Source organism: Streptomyces sp. NPDC059454, assembly GCF_042749965.1.
GTDB lineage: Bacteria > Actinomycetota > Actinomycetes > Streptomycetales > Streptomycetaceae > Streptomyces.
Map to the genome: position 1 here is coordinate 40,551 of NZ_JBHYVC010000030.1, position 21,158 is coordinate 61,708.

Here is a 21,158-nt window from a genome sequence, read left to right on the forward strand (position 1 = left end):
ACATGGGCACGACTGCAGTGGAGCGCCCCGCTTCCAAGGCCACAACACAGGTCCGGAGGCGGCGAGTTGTGGGTCTGGCCACCCTGGTGGGGATTCTCGTGATCGCGGCGGCGGTGTCGCTGGCCGTCGGCGCGCGCGCGTTGAGTCCCGCCGAGGTGTGGCACGGGTTGTCCGCGCCGCCCGATCCCGATCAGCGGCTCACCGAGATCCGGCTCATCGTGCGGACCGTCCGGGTGCCCCGGACGGTGCTCGCGGTCGTGGCGGGCGTCGCCCTCGGGATCGGCGGGGCGCTGATCCAGGGGTACACGCGCAATCCGATCGCCGACACGGGCCTGCTGGGGGTGAACTCCGGCGCCTCGTTCGCCGTGGTGTCGGTGATCGCCCTGTTCGGCCTCTCCGACCCGCTCCAGTACGTCTGGTTCGGCTTCCTGGGGGCGGCGGTCGCCGGTGTCGTGGTGTTCGGGCTGGCGAGCATCGGGCGGGGGGCGGGCAATCCGCTGACCCTCGCACTGGCCGGCCAGGGGGTCACGGTGTTCCTCGCGGCGATGACCACGGCCGTCGCGCTCTCGGACCGGAAGTCCCTGAACGCGCTGCGGTTCTGGAACTCGGGCTCCGTGGCCGGTGTCGGATTCGACGTCATCTGGCCGATGACCGCGTTCATCGCGGCCGGGCTGCTGCTGGCACTGACCACGCTGCCCGCGATCAACCTGCTCAACCTGGGCGACGACGTGGCGCGCGGACTGGGCGTGAACATCGCGCTCAGCCGGACCGTCGGTGTCACCGCCATCACGCTGCTCGCGGGTGCGGCGACGACCGCGTGCGGTCCCATCGCGTTCCTCGGGCTCATGGTCGCCCACGTGGCCCGGTATCTGACCGGGCCCGACTACCGCTGGCTGGTGCCCTGCGCGGGCCTCCTCGGCGCGATCGTCCTCCTGGTCTGCGACATCGTGGGCCGGGTGGTGGTGCGGCCGGGCGAGCTGGACGCGGGTGTCCTCGTCGCTCTCCTGGGAGCGCCGTTCTTCGCCGTCATGGTGTGGCGCGGAAAGTTCAGGAACGCGTGAACGGGACGGATGTGAAGCCACCGGTGGCGCCGGGCGTACGGCTCGGCCCCGTGTCGTTCGTATGGCGGCCCCGGGCCGTCCTCGTCACGGCCCTGCTGGCGGCCGTGAGCCTCCTGCTGTTCTGCGTGTCCATCGGTGTCGGGGACTTCCCGATCGGCCTGCCCCGGGTGATCGCCACGATCCTCGGGCAGGGGGAACGGGTCGACGAGTTCGTGATCATGGACTTGCGGATGCCGCGGGCCCTCGCCGGACTCGTCGTGGGGATCGCGCTGGGGGTCTCCGGGGCGATCACGCAGTCCGTCGCCCGCAATCCGCTGGCCAGTCCGGACGTTCTGGGAATCACCCTGGGCGCGAGCGCGACCGCGGTGTTCCTGGTGACGGTGTCGGGCGGGACTGCCGCGGCGATCACCGACTCCGTGGGACTGTCCACGGCGGCCCTCGTGGGCGGTCTCGGTACCGGTCTTCTGGTGTACTTCCTGGCCTGGCGACGCGGGATCGACGGCTTCCGGCTCATCCTCATCGGCATCTCGGTGAGCGCCGTGATGGAGTCGATCACGACCTGGCTGCTGGTCACGGCCGACATCAGGGACGTGGCCCAGGCCCAGGCCTGGCTGGTCGGCTCCCTGGACAACCGGTCGTGGGACGACGTCATGCCGGCGCTCTGGGGCACGCTCGTTCTTCTGATCGTCGTCACCGGCGCCGCGTTCCAGTTCAAGCCGATGCACCTCGGCGACGACGTCGCCGCGGGCCTGGGAGTCCGTTACTCGGCGGTGCGGGCGGTCCTTCTGCTGTGCGCGGTGCTGCTGGCCGCCATGGCGGTGGGCGCGGCGGGCCCGGTCCCGTTCGTCGCGCTGGTCGCGCCGCAGGTGGCGATGCGACTGGCGCGGTGCCCGACGCCGCCGATGGCCGCCTCCGGCATGGTGGGGGCGCTGCTGCTGATCGGCTCGGACCTGGTCGCGCGCAAGGCACTGCCCGTCAGCCTGCCGGTCGGCGTGGTCACCGCGGCGATCGGCGGCCCCTTCCTCGTCTACCTGCTGGTGCGGGCCAACCGCAGATAGCTGATACAAAGTCAGGCAGACCTGAGTAAGGGGGCCTTGTGGTCGCTCAGTCCATCACCGGAGCCGAGTCCGCGGTCGACGGCGCCGCACGGCTGGCAGCCAGGGGCGTCACGGTCGGCTACGGCGCCCGGACCGTCATCGACGATCTCGACGTGGTGATACCGCCGGGGCGGGTCACCACGATCATCGGCCCCAACGGCTGTGGGAAATCCACCCTGTTGCGGACCCTTTCGCGGCTGCTCAAGCCGGCCAAGGGGTCGGTCGTACTGGACGGCGAGGACATCGCCCGGCTCAGGACCAGGGACGTGGCGAAGAAGCTCGGCCTGCTGCCGCAGGCACCGGTCGCACCGGAGGGGCTGACGGTGGCCGACCTGGTCGCCCGGGGCCGCCATCCGCACCAGAGCTGGCTGCGGCAGTGGTCGTCGGACGACGCCGCCGTCGTGGAGCGCGCGCTGGCCATGACCGGGGTGTCCGACCTCGCCGACCGTCCGGTCGACACGCTGTCCGGCGGACAGCGCCAGCGCGTCTGGATCTCCATGACCCTGGCCCAGGGCACCGACCTGCTGCTCCTCGACGAGCCGACCACCTATCTGGACCTGGCGCACGCGATCGACGTGCTCGACCTGGTGAACGACCTGCACGAGTCGGGGTGCACCGTGGTCATGGTGCTGCACGACCTCAACCTGGCCACCCGCTACAGCGACAACCTCGTGGTGATGCGGGCCGGGTCGATCCTGGCCCAGGGACACCCGCGGGACGTGATCACGGCCGACCTGCTGCACGAGGCGTTCGGACTGCGCGCCAAGGTGATCGACGATCCGGTGGGCGACCGGCCGCTCATCGTGCCGATCGGTCGTACACACGTCCAACTCGATTAGCTTCCAGGAAAGTTGTTCAAGTTAGGCTAGGCTCGCCTTACCTCGATGCGGTACGGTTTGCCTGCCCTGCGCACGGGGCGTAGCGACAGCGCGAGAAGCAAGGGGATTGCGGATGCTCCTCCACGGAACGACGCGTAGGAAGCCATGGCGGCGGCCGGCGGCGGCACTGTTCGCCGCGACGCTCGGCGCGGGTCTTCTCGCGGGCTGCGGCTCGGACTCGGACTCGGCGGACCGGGCGGGCGACCACAAGTCCACCGCTCAGGCCGGCGCGTTCCCGGTCACCGTGGAGCACGCATTCGGATCCACGACGGTCGACGAAGCACCCGAGCGGGTCGTCACCGTCGGCTACACCGACGACCAGTCCGTGCTGGCCTTCGGCGTCAAGCCGGTCGGCATGACCGACCAGTACCCGAACCCGGCGGGCCGGAGCCCCGACATCAACACCCAGTGGCCGTGGGTGAAGGACAAGTGGGGCGACACCAAGCCCGAGGTCATCATGAAGAACGGCGACTCCGGTCCCAACTACGAGAAGATCGCCGCCCTTCGCCCGGACCTGATCATCGCGGTCTACTCCGAGGTCGACCAGGCCGCCTACGACAAGCTCTCCAGGATCGCTCCGACGGTGGGCCGCACCAAGACCGAGAAGGAGCCGTTCAGCGCCCCCTGGCAGGACAACGCCCTCCAGATCGCCAAGGCCCTCGGCAAGTCCGACGAGGGCGAGAAGATGGTGAAGGACATCGAGGGCAAGCTCGAGGACGCCAAGCAGGCACACCCGGAGTTCGCCGACCAGACCGCCGTCGTGCTGTCCTGGTACGAGAACTCCGTGGCGCCGTTCACCTCCACCGACGTGCGCGGACGGCTGGTGTCGGGCATCGGCTTCACGTACCGGACCGAGATCGACAAGATCGCGGACGGCGGCTTCTACACCAAGCTCTCTCCCGAGCGTGTCGACCTCGTCGACGTCGACCGCGTCTTCGTCATCAACGACAAGGCGGACACGGAAGCCCTCAAGAAGTTCAAGCTGTTCGCCAACCTGGACGCCGTGAAGAAGGGGAACGTGTCCTACCTGCTGGACAGCGAGGGCCCGGCGGTCGGCGCGGCCATCTCCCAGGGCACCCTGCTGTCCATGCCGTACGCCGTCGACGAGCTCGTCGAGTCGGCGGCCGGCTGAGGATGACGGCCGACACGTCCCGTCGCCGGCCCGCCCGGGGCACGGTGTGAGCACGACCGACACGCGCGTCGCCCCGGCGGCCCTGCGCACGGCGACCGGCCGCGAGGCCGCCCGATGGGTCGCGGCGCACTGCCGGCAGGCGCCCGGTCTGACGACGGCCACCGTGCTCACCACGGTGGCCGGGGCGGCCCTCCAGGTGCTCCCGGTGCTGCTGCTCGGCCGGGTCGTCGACGGGGTGGCCGAGGGTGAGTCGCGCTCGATCCTCGTCACGATCGGCGCCCTGATGGTGGCCGCCGCCCTGCTCGGAGCGGCGGCCACCGCGGTGTCGACCTATCTGATCGGCAGGCTGGGCGCGGACCTGCTCGCACGGCTGCGGGAGAGGGCCGTCCGGGCGGTCCTCGGAATGCCGAGCGCGCGGATCGAACAGGTCGGCCGGGGAGACGTGCTCTCCCGGGTGGGTGACGACGTGGCCGTCGTCTCCAAGGGCATCCGCACGGCCGTCCCCACGGTGTTCTCGGCGGGAGTGCTGGTCGCCATCGCCACGTTCGGCATGTTCGGACTGGACTGGCGGCTCGGCCTGGCGGGCGCCGGCGCGCTGCCCGCGTACGCGCTGGCCCTGCGCTGGTACCTCCCGCGCTCCGCCCCGTTGTACCAGAAGCAGCGGGTGGCCCAGGCCGACCGGGCGCAGGCGTTGATCAGCGGCCTGAACGGGATCGACACGGTCCGGGCCTACCGCCTTGAGGGTGCCTTCCGCGAGAAGGTCACCGAGGAGTCGTGGCGGGTCCGCGACCTCGGGATCGACGTGTTCCGGTTCTTCGGCCGGTTCGTCGGCCGGGAGAACCGCGCCGAGTTCATCGGGCTGGTGCTGATCCTCCTGGTGGGGTACGCCCTGCTGGAGGCCGACGCCGCCGGCCTGGGCGAGGTGGCGGCGGCCCCGCTGCTGTTCCACCGGCTGTTCGGCCCGCTGGGCCTGATCATGTTCACCTTCGACGAGGCGCAGAAGTCGGGCGCGAGCCTGACCAGGCTGGTCGGGGTGCTGGGGGAGGCCGCCGAGGGCAGGCTGGTGGGCGACCCGGCGGTCGCGCCGGCGGACCCCGAGCCGTTGCCGGTGACGGTGGAGGGGCTGACGTTCCGTTATCCCGGTACCGACGAGCCGGTCCTGCGGGACGTCGACCTGACCATTGAGGCCGGTGGTTCGCTCGCGCTGGTGGGGGCGACGGGTGCCGGGAAGACGACCCTGGCCGCGCTGATCGCGGGCATCGGGACCCCGCAGGCCGGATCGGTGCGCATCGGGCCGACCGACCTCGCCGGACTGGACGAGGCCGGGGCGCGGGCCCTGGTGAGCATCCTGACCCAGGAGACGCACGTGTTCTCCGGTCCGCTCGCCGACGACCTGCGGCTGTCCGCGCCGACGGCGACCGACGCCGAACTGATGGACGCGTTGCGCACGGTCGGCGCGGGCGAGTGGGCCGAGGCGCTGCCCGACGGTCTGGCCACCCCGGTCGGCGAGGGCGGTGAACGCCTGGACGTCACCAAGGTCGCCCAGATCGCCCTGGCCCGGCTGGTGCTGGCCCGGTCGCCGGTGGTGGTGCTCGACGAGTCGACCGCCGAGGCGGGCAGCGAGGGCGCCGCCGAGCTGGAGCGGGCCGTGCTGGCCGCGTGCGCCGGCCGGACCACCCTGTTCGTGGCGCACCGGCTGACCCAGGCGATGGCGGCGGACCGGATCGCCGTACTGGACGCGGGACGCGTGGTCGAACTGGGCACGCACGAGGAGCTGGTGGCGCTGGGCGGCCGGTACGCGCGGTTGTGGCGGGCCTGGCGAGAAGGTGGTTAGGTAAACCTAAGTTAGGTTGGGCTAACTTACATGCCGAGAAGGGGCGTTGATTCGTCGATGGAACCGAACGCTCGTGTCGTACTGCTTTCTCCCGCGCGCCTGGCCGACGTACGCCGGCGCGTCGGCGACTACTCCGACCGGACCATCGCCCAGGCGTGTGCCATCGGGCTGTCGTACTGGGCGACGGGCCTGAGCCCCGACGGCATCGACCTGACCCCCGGCACCCTCTTCGCCGACGTCCTCGGCTGGGTCGACAACGGCGGGACCGCACCCGCCAGCTGGCGGGTCGGTGCGGACGGCCTGAGCGTCACCGCCCCCGAAGGCGTCCTGCCGGCCGGCGCCCAGCTCGCCCTGGACGACCTCGCCGACTTCCCGGACCGGCCGCTGGGCACCATCGGCCCGTCCGGTGTGGCGGCGAGGCTCGCGACGCTGGCCGAATGGAACGACACCGACACCGACCGGGCCCGCCCGACCGTCGTGGAGATGTTCCGCGAGCAGGCGCGCACCAGGCCGGACGCCGTCGCCGTCGTCGACGAGCACCGCTCACTGACCTACCGTCAGGCGGCGGAGCTCTCCAGCCAGCTGGCCCACCACCTGATCGACCGGGGACTCACCGCCGAACAGGTCGTCGGCATCTCTCTGAGCCGCTCCGCCGACATGGTGATCGGCCTGCTCGCCGTGCTCCAGGCGGGATGCGCGTTCGTCCCCCTCGACCCGCAGTGGCCGGCCGCGCGCCGGGCCGTCGTCGTCGAGGACGCCCGGGTCGTCCTGCAGCTCAACGACTCCGGCGAGCACGACCCGGCCGAACCGGAGGCCGTCGCCGTCGACCTCGCCGACTGGCGCCACGGTTCCCACCCCACGGGCGGGACCGGCGTCCCCCTCCCCGGTGAGGCCCTGGCCTACGTGATCTTCACGTCCGGTTCGACCGGGCGGCCCAAGGGCGCGATGATCCGGCACGAGGCGATCAGCGAGCGCCTGCTGTGGCAGGTCGACGAGATCCTGCGCTTCGGCCCCGACGACGCGTCCCTGTTCAAGGCCCCACTGTCCTTCGACATCTCCATCAACGAGATCTTCCTGCCGCTGGTCTCCGGCGGCCGGCTGGTGGTCCTGCGGCCCGGCGGCGAACGCGACCCGCACCACCTGCTGAGCGTGATCGCCGAGCAGTGCGTCACCTTCACCTACCTGGTGTCGTCCATGCTGGACGTGCTGCTGGAGATCGCCGGCGACTCCGGCCGGCTGGACAGCCTGCGGCACGTGTGGTGCGGCGGCGAGGTGCTCACCCCGGAGCTGTACGAGCGGTTCCGCGCCAGGCTCGACATCCCCCTGTACCACGGCTACGGCCCCGCCGAGACGACCATCGGCGTCTCGCACGTCATCTACCGGGGCGCGGCGGAACGCCTGTCCACGTCGATCGGCAGGGCCAACCCCAACACCCGGCTGTACGTCCTGGACGACGAACTGCGCCCGGTCCCGTTCGGGGCCGGCGGCGAACTGTACGTGGGCGGCTTCCTCCTGGGGCGCGGCTACGTGGGCGCGCCCGGCCTGACCGCCTCCCGGTTCGTGGCGAACCCCTTCGCCGACGACGGGTCCCGGCTGTACCGCACCGGCGACCTCGCACGGTACAACCCGGACGGATCACTGGACTTCCTCGGCCGCGCCGACAACCAGGTCAAGATCCGCGGCATGCGGCTGGAGATCGAGGACGTCGAGGTCGGACTCGCCGAGCACCCCCGGGTACGGCACACCTGCGTCGTCCCGAAGAAGAACACGGCGGGCGGCACCTATCTCGTCGGGTACGTCATCCCGGCCGCCGGAAGCGAGGACCTGCGGGCCGACGAGGTCAAGGCGTGGGCCGGCGAGCACATGGTCGAGTACATGGTGCCCGCCCACATCGTCGTCCTGACGGAGTTCCCGCTCACCGCGAACGGCAAGCTCGACCGGAACGCCCTGCCGGAACCCGCGGTCCCCACGGGCACGCTCGTCCCGCCCGCCACCGAGAACGAGCGCGCGGTGTGCGCGGCGGTCGCGGCGGTGCTGCGGCTCGAAGAGGTCGGTACCGACCAGGACTTCTTCCAGCTCGGCGGGGACAGCATCCTGGCGATCTCGCTGCTGAGCGCGCTGCGCGCCGCCGGTCTCCACGTCACGGCACGGCAGATCTTCACCCACACCACCGTGGGGGCGCTGGCGGCGGTGGCGAGCCGTGAGGACGTCTCCACCGTGGACCACCGCGACGTCCCGACCGGCTCCGTCGTCGGATCCCCCGTCGTGCGGTGGCTCGGCGAGACCACCGACGCGATCGACGGCTTCGTGCAGTCGGTGGTGCTGAACACCCCGGCGGACCTGACCGCCGACGGCCTCGACGAGATCCTCACCGCCGTGGTCCGGCACCACGACATGCTGCGCGCCAGGCTGGTGCGCGGCGAACGCTGGAGCTTCGACATCCCGGAGGCGGACGGGGCCGCGGCCGGCTGGCAGGAGAGCGACCGTCCGCTCGACGAGTGCCTCGCCCTCGCCACCGACGGGCTGGACCCCGCGGCCGGCGTGATGCTGCGGGCCGTCTGGCGCCGCGCGGCACGCCAACTCGTCCTCGTGGCGCACCACGTGGTGATCGACGGAGTGTCCTGGCGGGTCCTGATGGAGGACCTGGCCACCGCCTGGCAACAGCTCACCTCCGGCACGCCCGTCGAACTGCCCCCGGTGGGCACGTCGTTCCGGCGCTGGACGCAACTGCTGGAACGCGCCGCGTTCGACGCCGACAGCTCCTCCTACCGGCGTCCCCTGCCGGGCGAGGACCTGCCGCTGGGCCGGCGCTCCCTGTCCGAGGACGACACCGTCGCGGGCGAGCGCCTGCGGACCGTCACGGTCGGCCCCGAGGTCACCGCCGCGCTGCTGGGCGAGATCCCCGCGAAGTTCCACGCCGGCGTCAACGACGTCCTGCTCACCGCGCTCGCCGTCGCCCTCGCCCGCCGGCGCCGCGACCTCGGCCAGGACCAGACCTTCGCGCACATCGAGCTCGAGGGCCACGGCCGCGAGGCGGGGTTCGTGGCGGACTCCGCCGGCTTCGAACCCGAACTGTCCCGGACCGTGGGATGGTTCACCACCCTCTTCCCGGTGACGGTGGACCCCGGAACGGCGCCCGACCTCACCGCGCCCGCCTACCTGACCGCCGCCCTCAAGGCCGTCAAGGAGGACCTCGCCCGGGTACCGGACAACGGCGTCTCCTACGGCGCCCTGCGGTACCTGGCCGACATGGAGTTCGACACCCCCGCACCCCAGGTGCTCTTCAACTACCTCGGCCGCTTCGCCGCCGGCGCCCCCGGCGACTGGCAACTGGCGGGCACCACCGGCCAACTGGGCGAGAAGCGCGACCCCCGGATGCGCCTGCCGCGCGCCCTGGAGTTCAACGCGATCGCCGAGCCCGCCGCCGACGGCGCGTACGAGCTGGTCACCACGATCTCCTGGCCCGACGGGATGTTCACCGACGAGGACATCACCACCCTCGGCGACCACTTCCGCACCGCCCTCGCCGGACTCGCCGCCCTCGACCGGGGCGGCCACTCGCCCAGCGACTTCCCCCTGGTGCCGCTCACGCAGAGCGACGTCGACGCCCTGGACGGCCCGGCACTGCGCGACATCCTCCCCCTGACCCCGCTGCAGGAGGGCCTGTACTTCCACTCCGTCTTCGACGACGACTCGGCGGGCGCCTACGTTGAGCAGCAACTGCTCACACTGGACGGCGAGGTGGACGCCGACCGGCTCGCGGCGGCCGCCACCCGGCTGCTCACGCTCTTCCCCAACCTGGCCGCCCGCTTCACGGCCCTCGCCGACGGCCGTGTGGTCTCCGTGCTGGAGAACGGCGTCGAAGCACCCTTCACCGTGATCGACCGCCCCGGCATCACCGACGAGGACATACGGGACCTCGCCGAACGCGACCGCCGTGCCGGCTTCGACCTGGCCACCGGCCCGCTGATGCGCTGCACCCTCGTCCGCGGCGGCCCCGGCCGCAGCGTCCTGGTGCAGACCGTGCACCACATCATCGCCGACGGCTGGTCCGTCCCGCCGATGCTCCGCGCGCTGCTGGCCGAGTACCACGCGCCGGGAACCGTGTACCCGGCCGGCGGCTTCGCCGACTACGTGCACTGGCTCGCCGGACACGACGCCGACGAGAGCGACCGGGTGTGGCGCGAGGAACTCGCCGGGCTGCCCGGCCCGTCGCTGGTCGCCGAGGGCCATACCCCGTCCGACCGGTTCGCCGACACCACCGTGGAGCCCGCGGACGACATCGACGCCGCCGCCCGCGAGGCCGGCGTGCCGCTGAGTGTGGCCGTGCACAGCGCCTGGGCCCTGACCCTGGGCGGCATCCTGCGAAGCAGCGACGTGGTGTTCGGCTCCACGGTGTCCGGCCGCGACGCCGAGGTGCCCGGCATCGGCGACATGGTGGGCCTGTTCATCAACACCGTTCCCGTACGCGCCCGCTGGTCCTCCGGCACCACGGCGGGCGACCTGCTCTCCTCGGTGCGCGACCACCAGGGCGCGGTCCTGCCGCACCAACACGTGTCACTGGCGAGGATCGGCCGCCAGGCCGGCGTGAGTCCCCTGTTCGACACCCTCGTGGTGTTCGACGTGGCCACCGACGTGGCCTCCCTGCGGCGGCCCGGCGACACCCTGGCCATCACCGGCATCGTCAACGAGGGTGCCCCGCATTACCCGTTGACGCTCGTCGTCGAGCGCGCACCCGACGGCCGCCCGCGCTTCAACCTCATCCACGACGGCGGACTGCTGCGGGAGGCGACCGCCCGGGCGATCCTGCGCACCTTCACGGGCACGCTGACCCGCCTGCTCGCCCGCCCGGACACCCCGGTCGCGGACCTGGAGCCGGAGCGCGGGCGACGCACCGCACCGATCACCCCGACGACCCTGGGCGGACTCCTCGACGCCGCCGTGCGCCGCGACCCCGCCGCCACCGCCGTCACCCAGTGCGGCCTCGACGGCACCACCCGGTCCCTGACCTACGGTGAACTGTCCGACGCGAAGAACGAGTTGGCCGCCACCCTGCGCGCGGCCGGGGTCGGCCCGGGCAAGCTGGTCGCCGTCGCCGTCCCGCGCTCCGTCGAGCAGGTCGTCGCGCTGGCCGCGATCGTCGGCGCGGGCGGCGCGTACGTACCACTCGACCTGGCGTACCCGGACGAACGGCTGGAGTACGTCCTCGCCGACGCGGCCCCGCAGGTGGTCCTCGTGGACCGCGAGCAGCGCGACCGCTTCACGGAGCTCCTGGACCGGGCCGGTGTCGCGGCCCGCGTGCTCGTCCAGGGAGAGGCGCCGCCACCGACGGGCGCCACCGGGCCCGCACCCGAGGCCGACTGGCACGATCCCGCGTACGTCATCTACACCTCCGGATCGACCGGCCGCCCCAAGGGCGTCGTCGTCCCGCACTCCAGTGTGGTGACCCTGCTCGCCGGCACACAGCCGGACATGGACTTCGGCCCGGACGACGTGTGGGTCCAGTTCCACTCCTTCTCCTTCGACTTCGCGGTCTGGGAGCTGTGGGGCGCGCTGGCGCACGGCGGTGAGCTGCTGGTGCCCGAGTACGGGCTGACCCGCTCCCCGGTCGACTTCCACCGTCTGGTCCGCGAACGCGGAGTGACCGTGCTCAACCAGACCCCGTCGGCGTTCTACCAGTTCATCGAGGCCGACCGGCTGGCCGGCGAGCCGCTGCCCGCGCTGCGCCGGATCGTCTTCGGCGGGGAGGCGCTGGACCTCGGCCGGCTGCGCGGCTGGGTCGAGCGGCACGGCACCGCATCGCCCGAACTGGTCAACATGTACGGCATCACCGAGACCACCGTCCACGTCACCCACCGGGTGCTGACCGACGGGGACTTCGGCCCCGGCGGCGACGTCAGCCCGATCGGCGGCCCCCTCCCCGGCCTGGTCACCCACCTTCTCGACGACCGGCTCCGGCCGGTGCCGCCCGGCCGGGTGGGCGCCATCTATGTCGCCGGCGAACAGGTGTCGCTCGGCTACCTGGGCAGGCCCGGCCTCACCGCGGGCCGCTTCGTGGCGGACCCGTTCGCGGGCGACGGCTCCCGCATGTACCACACGGGCGACCTGGCCCGCCGCACCCTCGACGGCGAGCTGGAGTTCATCGGGCGTGCCGACGACCAGGTACAGCTCAAGGGTTTCCGCATCGAGCCGGGCGAGGTGGAGTCCGCGATCCGGGAGCTCGACGGCGTGGTCGACGCCGCCGTCACGGTGGCGGACACCGGTGACCACCTGATCGCGCACGTGGTGGGCCGCGTCCCCGGTGACCTCACGGTCCTGCTGGCCGAGAAGCTGCCCGTGCACATGGTCCCGGGCCGGGTCCGCACGGTCGACGCCCTGCCACTGACGGTCAACGGCAAACTCGATCGCAAGGCCCTGGCCGAACACGCCCGAACGGACGCGGGGGACGGCGCGACCGGCCACGAAGCACCCGCGGACGAACACGCGGCCACCGCCGCGCTCGTGGACGTCTTCACCCGGACGCTGCCCGGCGCGGACGTGGACGCCGACACCGACTTCTTCCGCGCCGGGGGCGACAGCATCGTCGCCATCACCGTGGTCAACCGGGCCCGGGCGCTCGGCCTGCCGATCGCACCCCGGGACGTGTTCCTGCTCAGGACACCCCGCGCACTCGCCGAGCGCCTGGGGTCACGGACCTTCCGGGCCGGTGCCGCGCCCGCTCCCGCCCGCCACGAGGACGGGCCCCTGCCACCGACCCCGATCATCCTCCGCCAACGCGAACTGGGCGGCTCCCTCACCCGGTTCGTCCAGGCCAGGACCCTCGACGTCCCCGAAGGCGCCGGCTACACGGACGTCCGGCGCGCCGCGAACGCCGTGGTCGCCGCACACCCGGTCCTGCGGCTGCGGCTGCGCACCGAACACGGCGTGTGGACCCTGCGCACCGAGCCCGCCCGCGAAGTCGCCGTCGCACGGCCGGACACCACCGACGCGACGGCCGTCGCGAACGAGGCGGCCGGGCGGCTCGACCCCGAGTCCGGGGACGTCGTCGCGTTCGCGTGGCTGGAGGCGACCCGGACCCTCGTGGTCACCGTGCACCACCTCGCCGTCGACTCGGTGTCCTGGCTGATCCTGCTCGACGACCTGGCCGCCGCCCTGCGCGGAGAGACCCTCGCGCCGCCGAGCACGCCGTACGCCGAATACGCCGAGGCGCTGACGCTCCGGTCCGCCGACGCGATCGACGACCTCGGACACTGGCTCGACACGCTCCGGGCGCCCCCGCTCCTGCCCACGGCACAGGGACCGCGCGACATCACGGCCGTCCTCCCGCCCGACGTGACCGACCGCGTGACGCGCACCGCGCCGGCCGCGCTCGGCGTCGGCCTCACCGAACTGCTGTGCGGCGCCCTGCGCACCGCGCTGACCCGGATCCAGCCGTCGCCCACCGATCTCGCGGTCGACCTGGAGCGGCACGGCCGGGTCCCGGCCCTCGAACACCACGACTACACCCGCACGGTCGGCTGGTTCACCTCCATCGCGCCCGTACGCCTCACGGCGCACACCGACCCCGTGGCGGCGGCGCGCGAGGTGGCCGAGCGCCGGCCGGACGAGCACGCACACGTCGCGTACGGCGGGCTCAGGTACCTCGACCCGCAGACGGCACCGCTGCTCACCACCCGCCCGCAGGTGCTGTTCAACTACCTCGGCCGGGGCAGCGAGTCCCGGGCGCTGCACATCACCGGCGGTGAACCGGGCAGCCCCTACGCCGTCGAGGTCAACGCCTGGCTCGACGAGACCACCCACACCCTGCGCGCGGCCTTCACCCTCGCCGAGGGGGTCCCCGACGAGATCACCGGGCACTGGCTGGGCGCGCTGGAGCACATCGCGGACGCCTCCCTCACGGCCGAGCGCACGGCGCCGGTCACCCCGCTCCAGCGGGGCCTGTTCTTCCAGGCCCAGATGGCGGGCACCGCCGGGCACTACGTCGCGCAGAACTGGTTCACCTTCGACCGGCGCCTCGACACCGACGCGCTCGCCGAGGCGATGGCCCACGTCATCGGGCGGCACCCGGTCGTGGGCGCCGGCTTCACCACCGACGACGACGGCAACCCGGTCCAGGTGCTCAGGGCGGGCCGGCGGGCCGGCGTCCGCACGGTCACCCTGTCGACGGACGCGGAGGTCGAGGAGCTGCGTGCCCGGGACCGCGACACGGGGTTCGATCCGGGTGAGCCGCCGCTGATCCGGCTGACCGTGGTGCGCCTGCCCGGCGACCGCGACGGCCTGCTGCTCAGCTACCACCTGCTGCTGTGGGACGGCTGGTCCCGCGAGATCGTGCTGCGTGACCTCTTCGACGCCTACCGGGCCGCCGTCGCAGGTGAGCTGGCCGACCCGGTCCCGGCGACGCCGGGCTTCGAGGACCACGCCCGGGCGCTCGCCGCCAGGGACACCGCGGCGTCGGAACGCTTCTGGGCGGAGCACCTGGCGGGACTCCCCGGCCCGACCCTGCTCGCCGGACCGGCGCCGGCCCTCTCGGACGACCTTCCGCGCGCCCTCGTGCACACCCTGTCCGCCGAACGGTCCGACCGGGTACGGGAAGCGGCCAGGACACACGGCGTCACGCTGAACTCCGTGCTGACCGGAGCGTTCGGCCTCCTGCTGGGCGCGCACACCGGCCGCGGCGACGCGGTGTTCGGCGTGACCGTCTCCGGCCGCGAGGGGGAGGGACTGTCCGGCATCGTCGGCGTGCTGCTCAACACCGTGCCCCTGTGGACCCGGGCACGGCCCGGCCACACCGTCCGGGAGTACCTGTCGGCCGTACAGGCGGCCAGGGTCGAGGCGATGGAGCACGAGCACCTGGGGCTCGGCGAGATCCAGCGGGCCAGTGGGCACGACACCCTGTTCGACAACCTGTTCGTGCTGCAGAACTTCCTGGACATGGACGCGTTCGCCGAGATGAACGCCAGGCACGGCATCACCTCGGTGCAGGCCGACGACTCCACGCACTACCCGTTCACCTGGGTCGTCACGCCCGGCGACCGGCTCACGGTCAAGCTGGAGCACCGCGACGGCGACACCGGGAAGGCCCGCCGTCTCCTCGACGACTACCTGCGCGTGCTCGACGACCTGGCCCGGGCCACCGGACCGGTGGGCGCACTGCCGGGCCTCGGCGCGCAGCCGTCGCCGGGTGAGCGCACGGACATCGGCACGGACACCGTCGTCGACCGGTTCGACCGGGCGGCGGACCGCGCCCCGGAGCGGACCGCGCTCGTCGCGGACGGCTCGTCCATGACCTTCGCGGAGCTCCGGGACCGCAGCCGTGCGGTGGCGGGCGTGCTCGCCGGGCGCGGGCTCGGCCCCGAGACGACCGTGGGCCTCGCGGTCCCGCGCTCCCTCGACTCGATCGTCGCCCTGTTCGCCGTACTGCGCACCGGCGCCGGGTACGTGCCGCTGGAGCTGGACCACCCGGACGAGCGCATCGCGGCGATCGTCGCGGACGCCCGCCCGGACGTGATCCTCACCGTCGGCTCCGTCTCGCCCCGGCTGGCCGGGCTCACCGGTGACCTGATCGAGCTGGACCGCCCCCTGCCCGAGGCCGAGCCGTACCCGACGTTCGCGCCCGACGACCCGCACCGCCTGCGGCACCCGGCGTACACGATCTACACCTCCGGATCGACCGGGAAGCCGAAGGGCGTGGTGACCGAGTACGCCGGGCTCACCAACATGCTGGTCAACCACCAGCGCCGCATCTTCGAGCCGGTGCTGGCGGAACACGGCCACCGGGTCTTCCGGATCGCGCACACCGTGTCGTTCGCCTTCGACATGTCGTGGGAGGAGCTGCTGTGGCTCGCCGACGGACATGAAGTCCACATCTGCGACGAGGAGTTGCGCCGCGACGCGCCCCGTCTGGTCGCGTACTGCCTGGAGCACGGGATCGACGTCGTCAACGTGACCCCCACCTACGCGCAGCAGCTCGTGGCGGAGGGCCTGCTCGACAACCCGCGGCGGCGGCCGGCGCTGGTGCTGCTGGGCGGCGAGGCCGTCACCCCGACGCTGTGGCGACGGCTCGCCGAAACCGAGGGAACGGCCGGCTACAACCTGTACGGACCCACCGAGTACACCATCAACACCCTCGGCGTCGGCACCTTCGAGTGCCAGGACCCGGTGGTGGGCGTGGCCATCGACAACACGGACGTGTACGTACTGGATCCGTGGCTGCGGCCGCTGCCGGACGGGGTGCCCGGCGAGCTGTACGTGTCGGGCATCGGCATCGCGCGCGGCTATCTCGGGCAGCCGGCCCAGACCGCGCACCGCTTCGTCGCGTGCCCGTTCGGTGCGCCCGGCGAGCGCATGTACCGCACCGGGGACCTCGTGGTCCGCCGGCCGGACGGCAACCTGATGTACCTGGGCCGCACCGACCAGCAGGTCAAGATACGCGGCCACCGGGTCGAACCCGGCGAGGTCGAGGCCGTGTTCGCGGCGCATCCGGCGGTGCGGTTCGCCGCCGCGGTCGCCCAGCCCGACCCGCAGGTCGACGGCGCGTACCGGCTGGCCGCCTACCTCGTGCTGGAAGGGGCGGAGTTGGCGACCGTGGCCGCCGAAGCGGGCGCCGGGCTGCCGGACTTCCTGCGCCCGACGCACTACGCCCAGGTCGACGCCATCCCGCTGACGGTGAACGGGAAGACCGACACCAAGGCGCTGCCGGAGGCCAAGCCGCTGGGCGCGCTGACCACGGCGGGGGAGCGGGGCCCACGGGCCGGCACCGAGACCGTGGTGTGCGAGTTCTTCGCCGAGGCACTGGACCTGGACGACGACGAGGTGAGCGCGGTGAGCGACTTCGTGTCCCTCGGCGGGCACTCCATGCTGGCGGTGCGGCTGATCGGGCTGCTCCGCCGGGAGTACGGTCCTGTCGTCACGATCCGCGACCTGTTCACCCTGCGCACCCCGGAAGCGATTGCCCGCCACATCGATGACCACTCCTGACGCACAGAGGCCCCGCCCGGGGTCCGACATCCTGCGCACCGCCCTGCGCCGCAACATCGGCGCGATGGCCGGCGGCACCGTCCTCATGGGCCTGTACCAGGCCGGTGAGACCGCCTTCCCCATCGCGCTCGGCCTGATCGTCGAGCACACCATGCGGGACCGGAGCCCCGGCCTGCTCGGTCTGTCGATCGCCGCGCTCGCCGTGATCATCACGACCGTGTCGCTGTCGTGGCGGTTCGGGATGCGCATCCTGCAGAAGGCCAACACCACGGAGGCGCACCGCTGGCGGGTGAAGGTCGCGGCCTGCGGGCTCCAGCCGGTGGCCAGGGACGTCGACCTCAAGTCCGGTGAGGTGCTGACCATCGCCACCGAGGACGCCGACCAGACCGCCGACATCATCGAGGTGGTGCCGCTGCTGATCAGCTCGCTGGTGGCCGTGCTCGTCGCGGCGGTCGCGCTGGGCCTCGCCGACATCCGGCTCGGCCTGCTGGTGATCGTGGGCACCGCCGCGATCCTGACGGTCCTGAGTGTGATGTCCCGGCGGATCGGCGGCAGCACCCGGGAACAGCAGGCCCGGGTGGCGCGGGCGGGGGCGAAGGTCGCCGACCTGATCACCGGCCTGCGCCCGCTGCACGGCTTCGGCGGCAACCACGCGGCGTTCCGGTCCTACCGCGAGGTCAGCACGGAGGCGAGACTCCAGGCGATCACCGTCGCCAAGGTGAACGGCGTGTACGCGGGCACCGCGCTGGCCCTCAACGCGGTCCTCGCCGCCGCCGTGACCCTGACGGCGGGGTGGCTGGCGTTCGACGGCCGGATCAGCATCGGGGAACTCGTCATGGCCGTGGGACTGGCGCAGTTCATCATCGAACCGCTGAAACTGTTCTCGGAGATGCCGAAGTACGTGATGATGGCGCGCGCGTCGGCCGAGCGGATGGCGTTGGTGCTGACCGCGCCCCCGGTGACGGTTCCGGGGCCGGAGCGGCCGGCCGCGGGCGGCGGCCTCGAGGTCGACTGCGTACGGTACGGGTCCCTGAACAAGGTGAAGTTCCAGGTGGCCGCGGGCGAGTTCGTGGCGATCGCCGCCTACCGGCCGCGCGCGGCGGCCGACCTCGCGTCGGTCCTGGCCGTCGACGTGCCGCCCCACGCGTACGAGGGAGCGGTGCGGCTCGGCGGGCGGGAACTCGCGGAGCTGTCGGTCGAGGCGGTCCGTGAACACATGCTGGTGAACCCGTACGACGGGGAGATCTTCGCCGGTACCCTCCGCACGAACATCGACCCGTCGGGCACCAGCCGGATGGTTCCCGAAGCCGTCGAGGCGTCCATGCTGACCGATGTCGTCGCCCTGCACCGCGAAGGGCTCGACTACGCCGTCCGCGACCGCGGCGCGAACCTGTCCGGGGGACAGCGCCAACGGCTTTCCCTGGCCCGTGCCCTGGCCGCGGACACCGACGTCCTCGTCCTGCACGACCCGACGACGGCCGTCGACGCCGTCACCGAGCAGCTCGTCGCGCGGGGCATCGCCGAGCTGCGCCGGGGCCGTACCACCGTCGTGATCACCAGCAGTCCGGCCCTCCTGGACGCCGCCGACCGTGTGCTCGTCCTGGACGACGGAGTCGTCACCGCCGAGGACACCCACCGGAACCTGCTGGCCACCGACGAGGACTACTGCGCCGCGGTGGCACGTTGACGTCCGCCGGAGGGCCGGTGGAGCCGGGGCGCCCGTGCGGCTCCGCCGCGGGGCGCGACCGGCCCCCTACCGGCCCCCGGGTGTTTCATCCCTCTCCCGGCGGCGCACCGAGCGCCCAGGCGACGTCGCGCAGCAGGGCGTGGCGCCAGCCCGCCCGGTCGTGGTGCGACGCCGAGCGGGAGACCCGTACGGTCGCACCGGCCCGTTCGGCCAGCTCCTCCACCCGGGCGCAGTGGGGGAGCATCCGCGTCTCGTGTTCCCCCACATCGAACGCGACCCGCAGACCGGACAGGCCGGACCGCCCCCGCAGGCGGTCGGCGACGGCGCCGCCGGCCGGGCCGCCCAACGGGTCCGCCAGGCCGGCGGCGCCGGGCGTCCACCAGAACGCCCCCGACTGGCAGGCCACGCGGGAGACCAGGTCCGGGAACTCCAGTGCCGCGTACAGCGCGCTCAGCCCGCCGAGGCTCTGCCCCGCGACCACCAGCCGGTCCCGGTCGGCGGGCACGCCGGTCTCCGCCACCAGCGGCAGCAGTTCGTCCCGGACCGCCTCCCACAGTTCGGGCCGGCACCCGAACTCGGCCGTGCGGTCCTTGGCCGGCAGGAAGACGAGCGTGACCGGAGGCATCGCGCCGGCGGCCACGGCCGACTCGAACGCGGTCGTCGCCGGGTGCAGGTACAGCCAGTCGTCCCCGTCGAGCAGCAGGACCACCGGCCCGCCGCCGCCCACCGGATGGACCCGCACGGTGCGCCGCCCGCCGAGCCGCTCGCTGCTCCAGCGGATCCGGGTGCGGGGCACGGGAAGGACGTCCTCGGCGCCGAGCTCGGGCCAGTGCGGCTGGGCCGGGGCGTCCGGCGTCGCCGCGACGGACCGGTCACCGCCCGCACCGGCCGGGTTGAACGGGTCGGCGAAGGCCGCGCCGTCCACGAGGAACCGGTAGGTCACCCGCAGCCGCGCGGGCATGCGCACCGCGGCGTACCAGCAGTCCGTGTCGCCCCATCGGTCCAGGCGCACCGGCTCCGACCAGCTCTCGAAGTCGATGCTCGCCCCGGGGCCGCGCCACAGGAACAAGGTGACCCAGCCGCCGTCGTCGGCGGGTACCGACACGGGTGTCCGCACCGCGGCCCAGAACGCGTCGGTGCCGGGTGTGCCGGGCAGCCCGAACGCGTCGAAGCCGCCCTTCGTACCGGCCGCGAGGCCCCGCATGAACGTCTCCTTGTGAGAGGGGAGGGGGAAAGCTAGGCTCATGCCAATTAGGCGAGGCTAACCTAATTTCGGCTTGCCCGGGAGGCACTCAGCATGAGCACCAACCCCTTCGACGACGCCGAAGGCCGGTTCCTGGTCCTGGTGAACGACGAGGGCCGGCACTCCCTCTGGCCGTCCTTCGCGGCGGTGCCCGGCGGGTGGACGGTCGTCCTGGAGGAGAACACCCGGGAGGCGTGCCTGGAGTTCGTCGAGACCCACTGGACCGACCTGCGCCCCCGGTCCCTCTCGGCGTCCGCCGACGGCTGACCCGCCACCGGTCGGTCCGGGACCGGGACCCGGACCGACCGTCGCGCCGGCCCGGACGACGGGCATCCCCCGGCAGGGCGCCCCGGACCGTTGTCCGGGCCGGGGCGCCACGCCTTGGCGCCCCCGCGCAACGGCCGCACCGTTCGGCGCTCACCCGGACGTCACGCCGGTCGCGGACCGCCCGCGCGTCACCAACTGCTCTTGGTGACCCCCGGCAGTTCGCCCGCGTGGGCCATCTCGCGCAGCCGGATGCGGGACAGGCCGAAGGCGCGCAGATGACCGCGGGGGCGGCCGTCCACGGAGTCGCGGTTGCGCACGCGGGTGGCGCTGGCGTCGCGGGGCTGCCGGCGCAGTTCCCGCTGGGCGGCGGCGCGTTCCTCGGCGGATGTCCGGACGGACGCGATGACCGCCTTCAGTTCGGCACGGCGCTCGGCGTGGCGGGCCACGACGAGTCGGCGCTGCTCATTCTTCGCGATCTTGCTCTTCTTCGCCATCAGACCTTCCCTCCCCGGGCGCGGATGCGCGCGACCGCGGCCTCGACGCCGATCGTGTCGACCGTCTTGATGCCCTTGGTGGACAGCGTGAGCCGGACGTGGCGGCCCTCGCTCGGCAGCCAGTAGCGCTTGCGCTGGACGTTCGGGTCGAAGCGGCGCTTGCTCCGCCGGTGGGAGTGCGAAATCTGATGCCCGAAGCCGGGCTGCCGGCCGGTGAGTTGGCAGTGGGCGGACAAGGTTCCTCCTCGAGGTCGAACAGTGGCAGCACACTAGCAGCTAAATGAAAATGAAATTCAATACCGTGTACAGTGCGGTCCATGGCCCGTAACGAACTGCGTCCGATCACCAAACTGAGGTCCACCGCCGGCACCGGCTACACCTACGTGACCCGCAAGAACCGCCGCAACGACCCCGACCGCCTGACGCTGCGCAAGTACGACCCGATCGCCGGGCGCCACGTCGACTTCCGTGAGGAGCGCTGAGAACCG

At 72.7% G+C, this 21,158-nt stretch carries 12 protein-coding genes; 9 read left to right on the forward strand and 3 right to left on the reverse strand.

Annotated features, from left to right (window positions below):
* Positions 1-2: 2 nt before the first annotated feature.
* From ACFXAE_RS21225 to ACFXAE_RS21255, 7 genes are all read left to right on the forward strand, one after another.
* Entirely contained in the window at positions 3-1,061 is a 1,059-nt protein-coding gene (locus tag ACFXAE_RS21225; protein WP_384716965.1) for a FecCD family ABC transporter permease, read from the forward strand.
* Complete coding sequence (locus ACFXAE_RS21230; RefSeq protein WP_384716968.1) at positions 1,058-2,119, forward strand: FecCD family ABC transporter permease; 1,062 nt, start codon at positions 1,058-1,060, stop codon at positions 2,117-2,119. The genes ACFXAE_RS21225 and ACFXAE_RS21230 overlap by 4 nt, the downstream gene beginning before the upstream one ends.
* Before the next feature lie 38 nt (positions 2,120-2,157).
* Positions 2,158-2,997: an ABC transporter ATP-binding protein gene (locus ACFXAE_RS21235; RefSeq protein ID WP_384716971.1), complete on the forward strand. Its 840-nt coding sequence runs from the start codon at positions 2,158-2,160 to the stop codon at positions 2,995-2,997.
* 112 nt (positions 2,998-3,109) lie between these two features.
* Positions 3,110-4,168, forward strand: a complete 1,059-nt coding sequence (locus ACFXAE_RS21240) for an iron-siderophore ABC transporter substrate-binding protein (RefSeq protein ID WP_384716974.1) — start codon at positions 3,110-3,112, stop codon at positions 4,166-4,168.
* A gap of 46 nt (positions 4,169-4,214) precedes the next feature.
* Positions 4,215-6,002, forward strand: coding sequence for an ABC transporter ATP-binding protein (locus tag ACFXAE_RS21245; protein ID WP_384716977.1), 1,788 nt, complete (start codon positions 4,215-4,217; stop codon positions 6,000-6,002).
* A 57-nt stretch (positions 6,003-6,059) separates the two neighbouring features.
* Entirely contained in the window at positions 6,060-16,979 is a 10,920-nt protein-coding gene (locus tag ACFXAE_RS21250) for an amino acid adenylation domain-containing protein (protein WP_384716981.1), read from the forward strand.
* Entirely contained in the window at positions 16,966-18,666 is a 1,701-nt protein-coding gene (locus ACFXAE_RS21255) for an ABC transporter ATP-binding protein (RefSeq protein WP_384716984.1), read from the forward strand. The genes ACFXAE_RS21250 and ACFXAE_RS21255 overlap by 14 nt, the downstream gene beginning before the upstream one ends.
* An 85-nt stretch (positions 18,667-18,751) precedes the next feature.
* Here ACFXAE_RS21255 and ACFXAE_RS21260 read toward each other — a convergent pair whose 3' ends face one another.
* Entirely contained in the window at positions 18,752-19,870 is a 1,119-nt protein-coding gene (locus tag ACFXAE_RS21260; protein ID WP_384716987.1) for an alpha/beta hydrolase-fold protein, read from the reverse strand.
* Positions 19,871-19,963: 93 nt separating this feature from the next.
* On the opposite strand from ACFXAE_RS21260, the gene ACFXAE_RS21265 reads away from it, so the two are divergent.
* Complete coding sequence (locus ACFXAE_RS21265) at positions 19,964-20,176, forward strand: MbtH family protein (RefSeq protein ID WP_384716990.1); 213 nt, start codon at positions 19,964-19,966, stop codon at positions 20,174-20,176.
* Positions 20,177-20,364: 188 nt separating this feature from the next.
* Here the strand turns inward: ACFXAE_RS21265 and rpsN are convergent, their stop codons facing one another.
* Positions 20,365-20,670, reverse strand: coding sequence for a 30S ribosomal protein S14 (gene rpsN, locus ACFXAE_RS21270; protein WP_384716993.1), 306 nt, complete (start codon positions 20,668-20,670; stop codon positions 20,365-20,367).
* Positions 20,670-20,906: a 50S ribosomal protein L28 gene (gene rpmB / locus ACFXAE_RS21275; protein ID WP_384716996.1), complete on the reverse strand. Its 237-nt coding sequence runs from the start codon at positions 20,904-20,906 to the stop codon at positions 20,670-20,672. The genes rpsN and rpmB overlap by 1 nt, the downstream gene beginning before the upstream one ends.
* An 81-nt stretch (positions 20,907-20,987) precedes the next feature.
* On the opposite strand from rpmB, the gene rpmG reads away from it, so the two are divergent.
* Positions 20,988-21,152, forward strand: a complete 165-nt coding sequence (rpmG, locus tag ACFXAE_RS21280) for a 50S ribosomal protein L33 (protein ID WP_384716999.1) — start codon at positions 20,988-20,990, stop codon at positions 21,150-21,152.
* Positions 21,153-21,158: the final 6 nt, after the last annotated feature.

Bases quoted from the DNA above. Each gene is read 5' to 3' on its own strand.
- ACFXAE_RS21225 (WP_384716965.1), top strand. From the start codon at position 3: ATGGGCACGACTGCAGTGGAGCGCCCCGCTTCCAAGGCCACAACACAG.
- ACFXAE_RS21240 (WP_384716974.1), top strand. From the start codon at position 3,110: ATGCTCCTCCACGGAACGACGCGTAGGAAGCCATGGCGGCGGCCGGCG.
- ACFXAE_RS21250 (WP_384716981.1), top strand. From the start codon at position 6,060: ATGGAACCGAACGCTCGTGTCGTACTGCTTTCTCCCGCGCGCCTGGCC.
- ACFXAE_RS21255 (WP_384716984.1), top strand. From the start codon at position 16,966: ATGACCACTCCTGACGCACAGAGGCCCCGCCCGGGGTCCGACATCCTG.
- ACFXAE_RS21260 (WP_384716987.1), bottom strand. From the start codon at position 19,870: ATGCGGGGCCTCGCGGCCGGTACGAAGGGCGGCTTCGACGCGTTCGGG.
- ACFXAE_RS21265 (WP_384716990.1), top strand. From the start codon at position 19,964: ATGAGCACCAACCCCTTCGACGACGCCGAAGGCCGGTTCCTGGTCCTG.
- rpsN (WP_384716993.1), bottom strand. From the start codon at position 20,670: ATGGCGAAGAAGAGCAAGATCGCGAAGAATGAGCAGCGCCGACTCGTC.
- rpmG (WP_384716999.1), top strand. From the start codon at position 20,988: ATGGCCCGTAACGAACTGCGTCCGATCACCAAACTGAGGTCCACCGCC.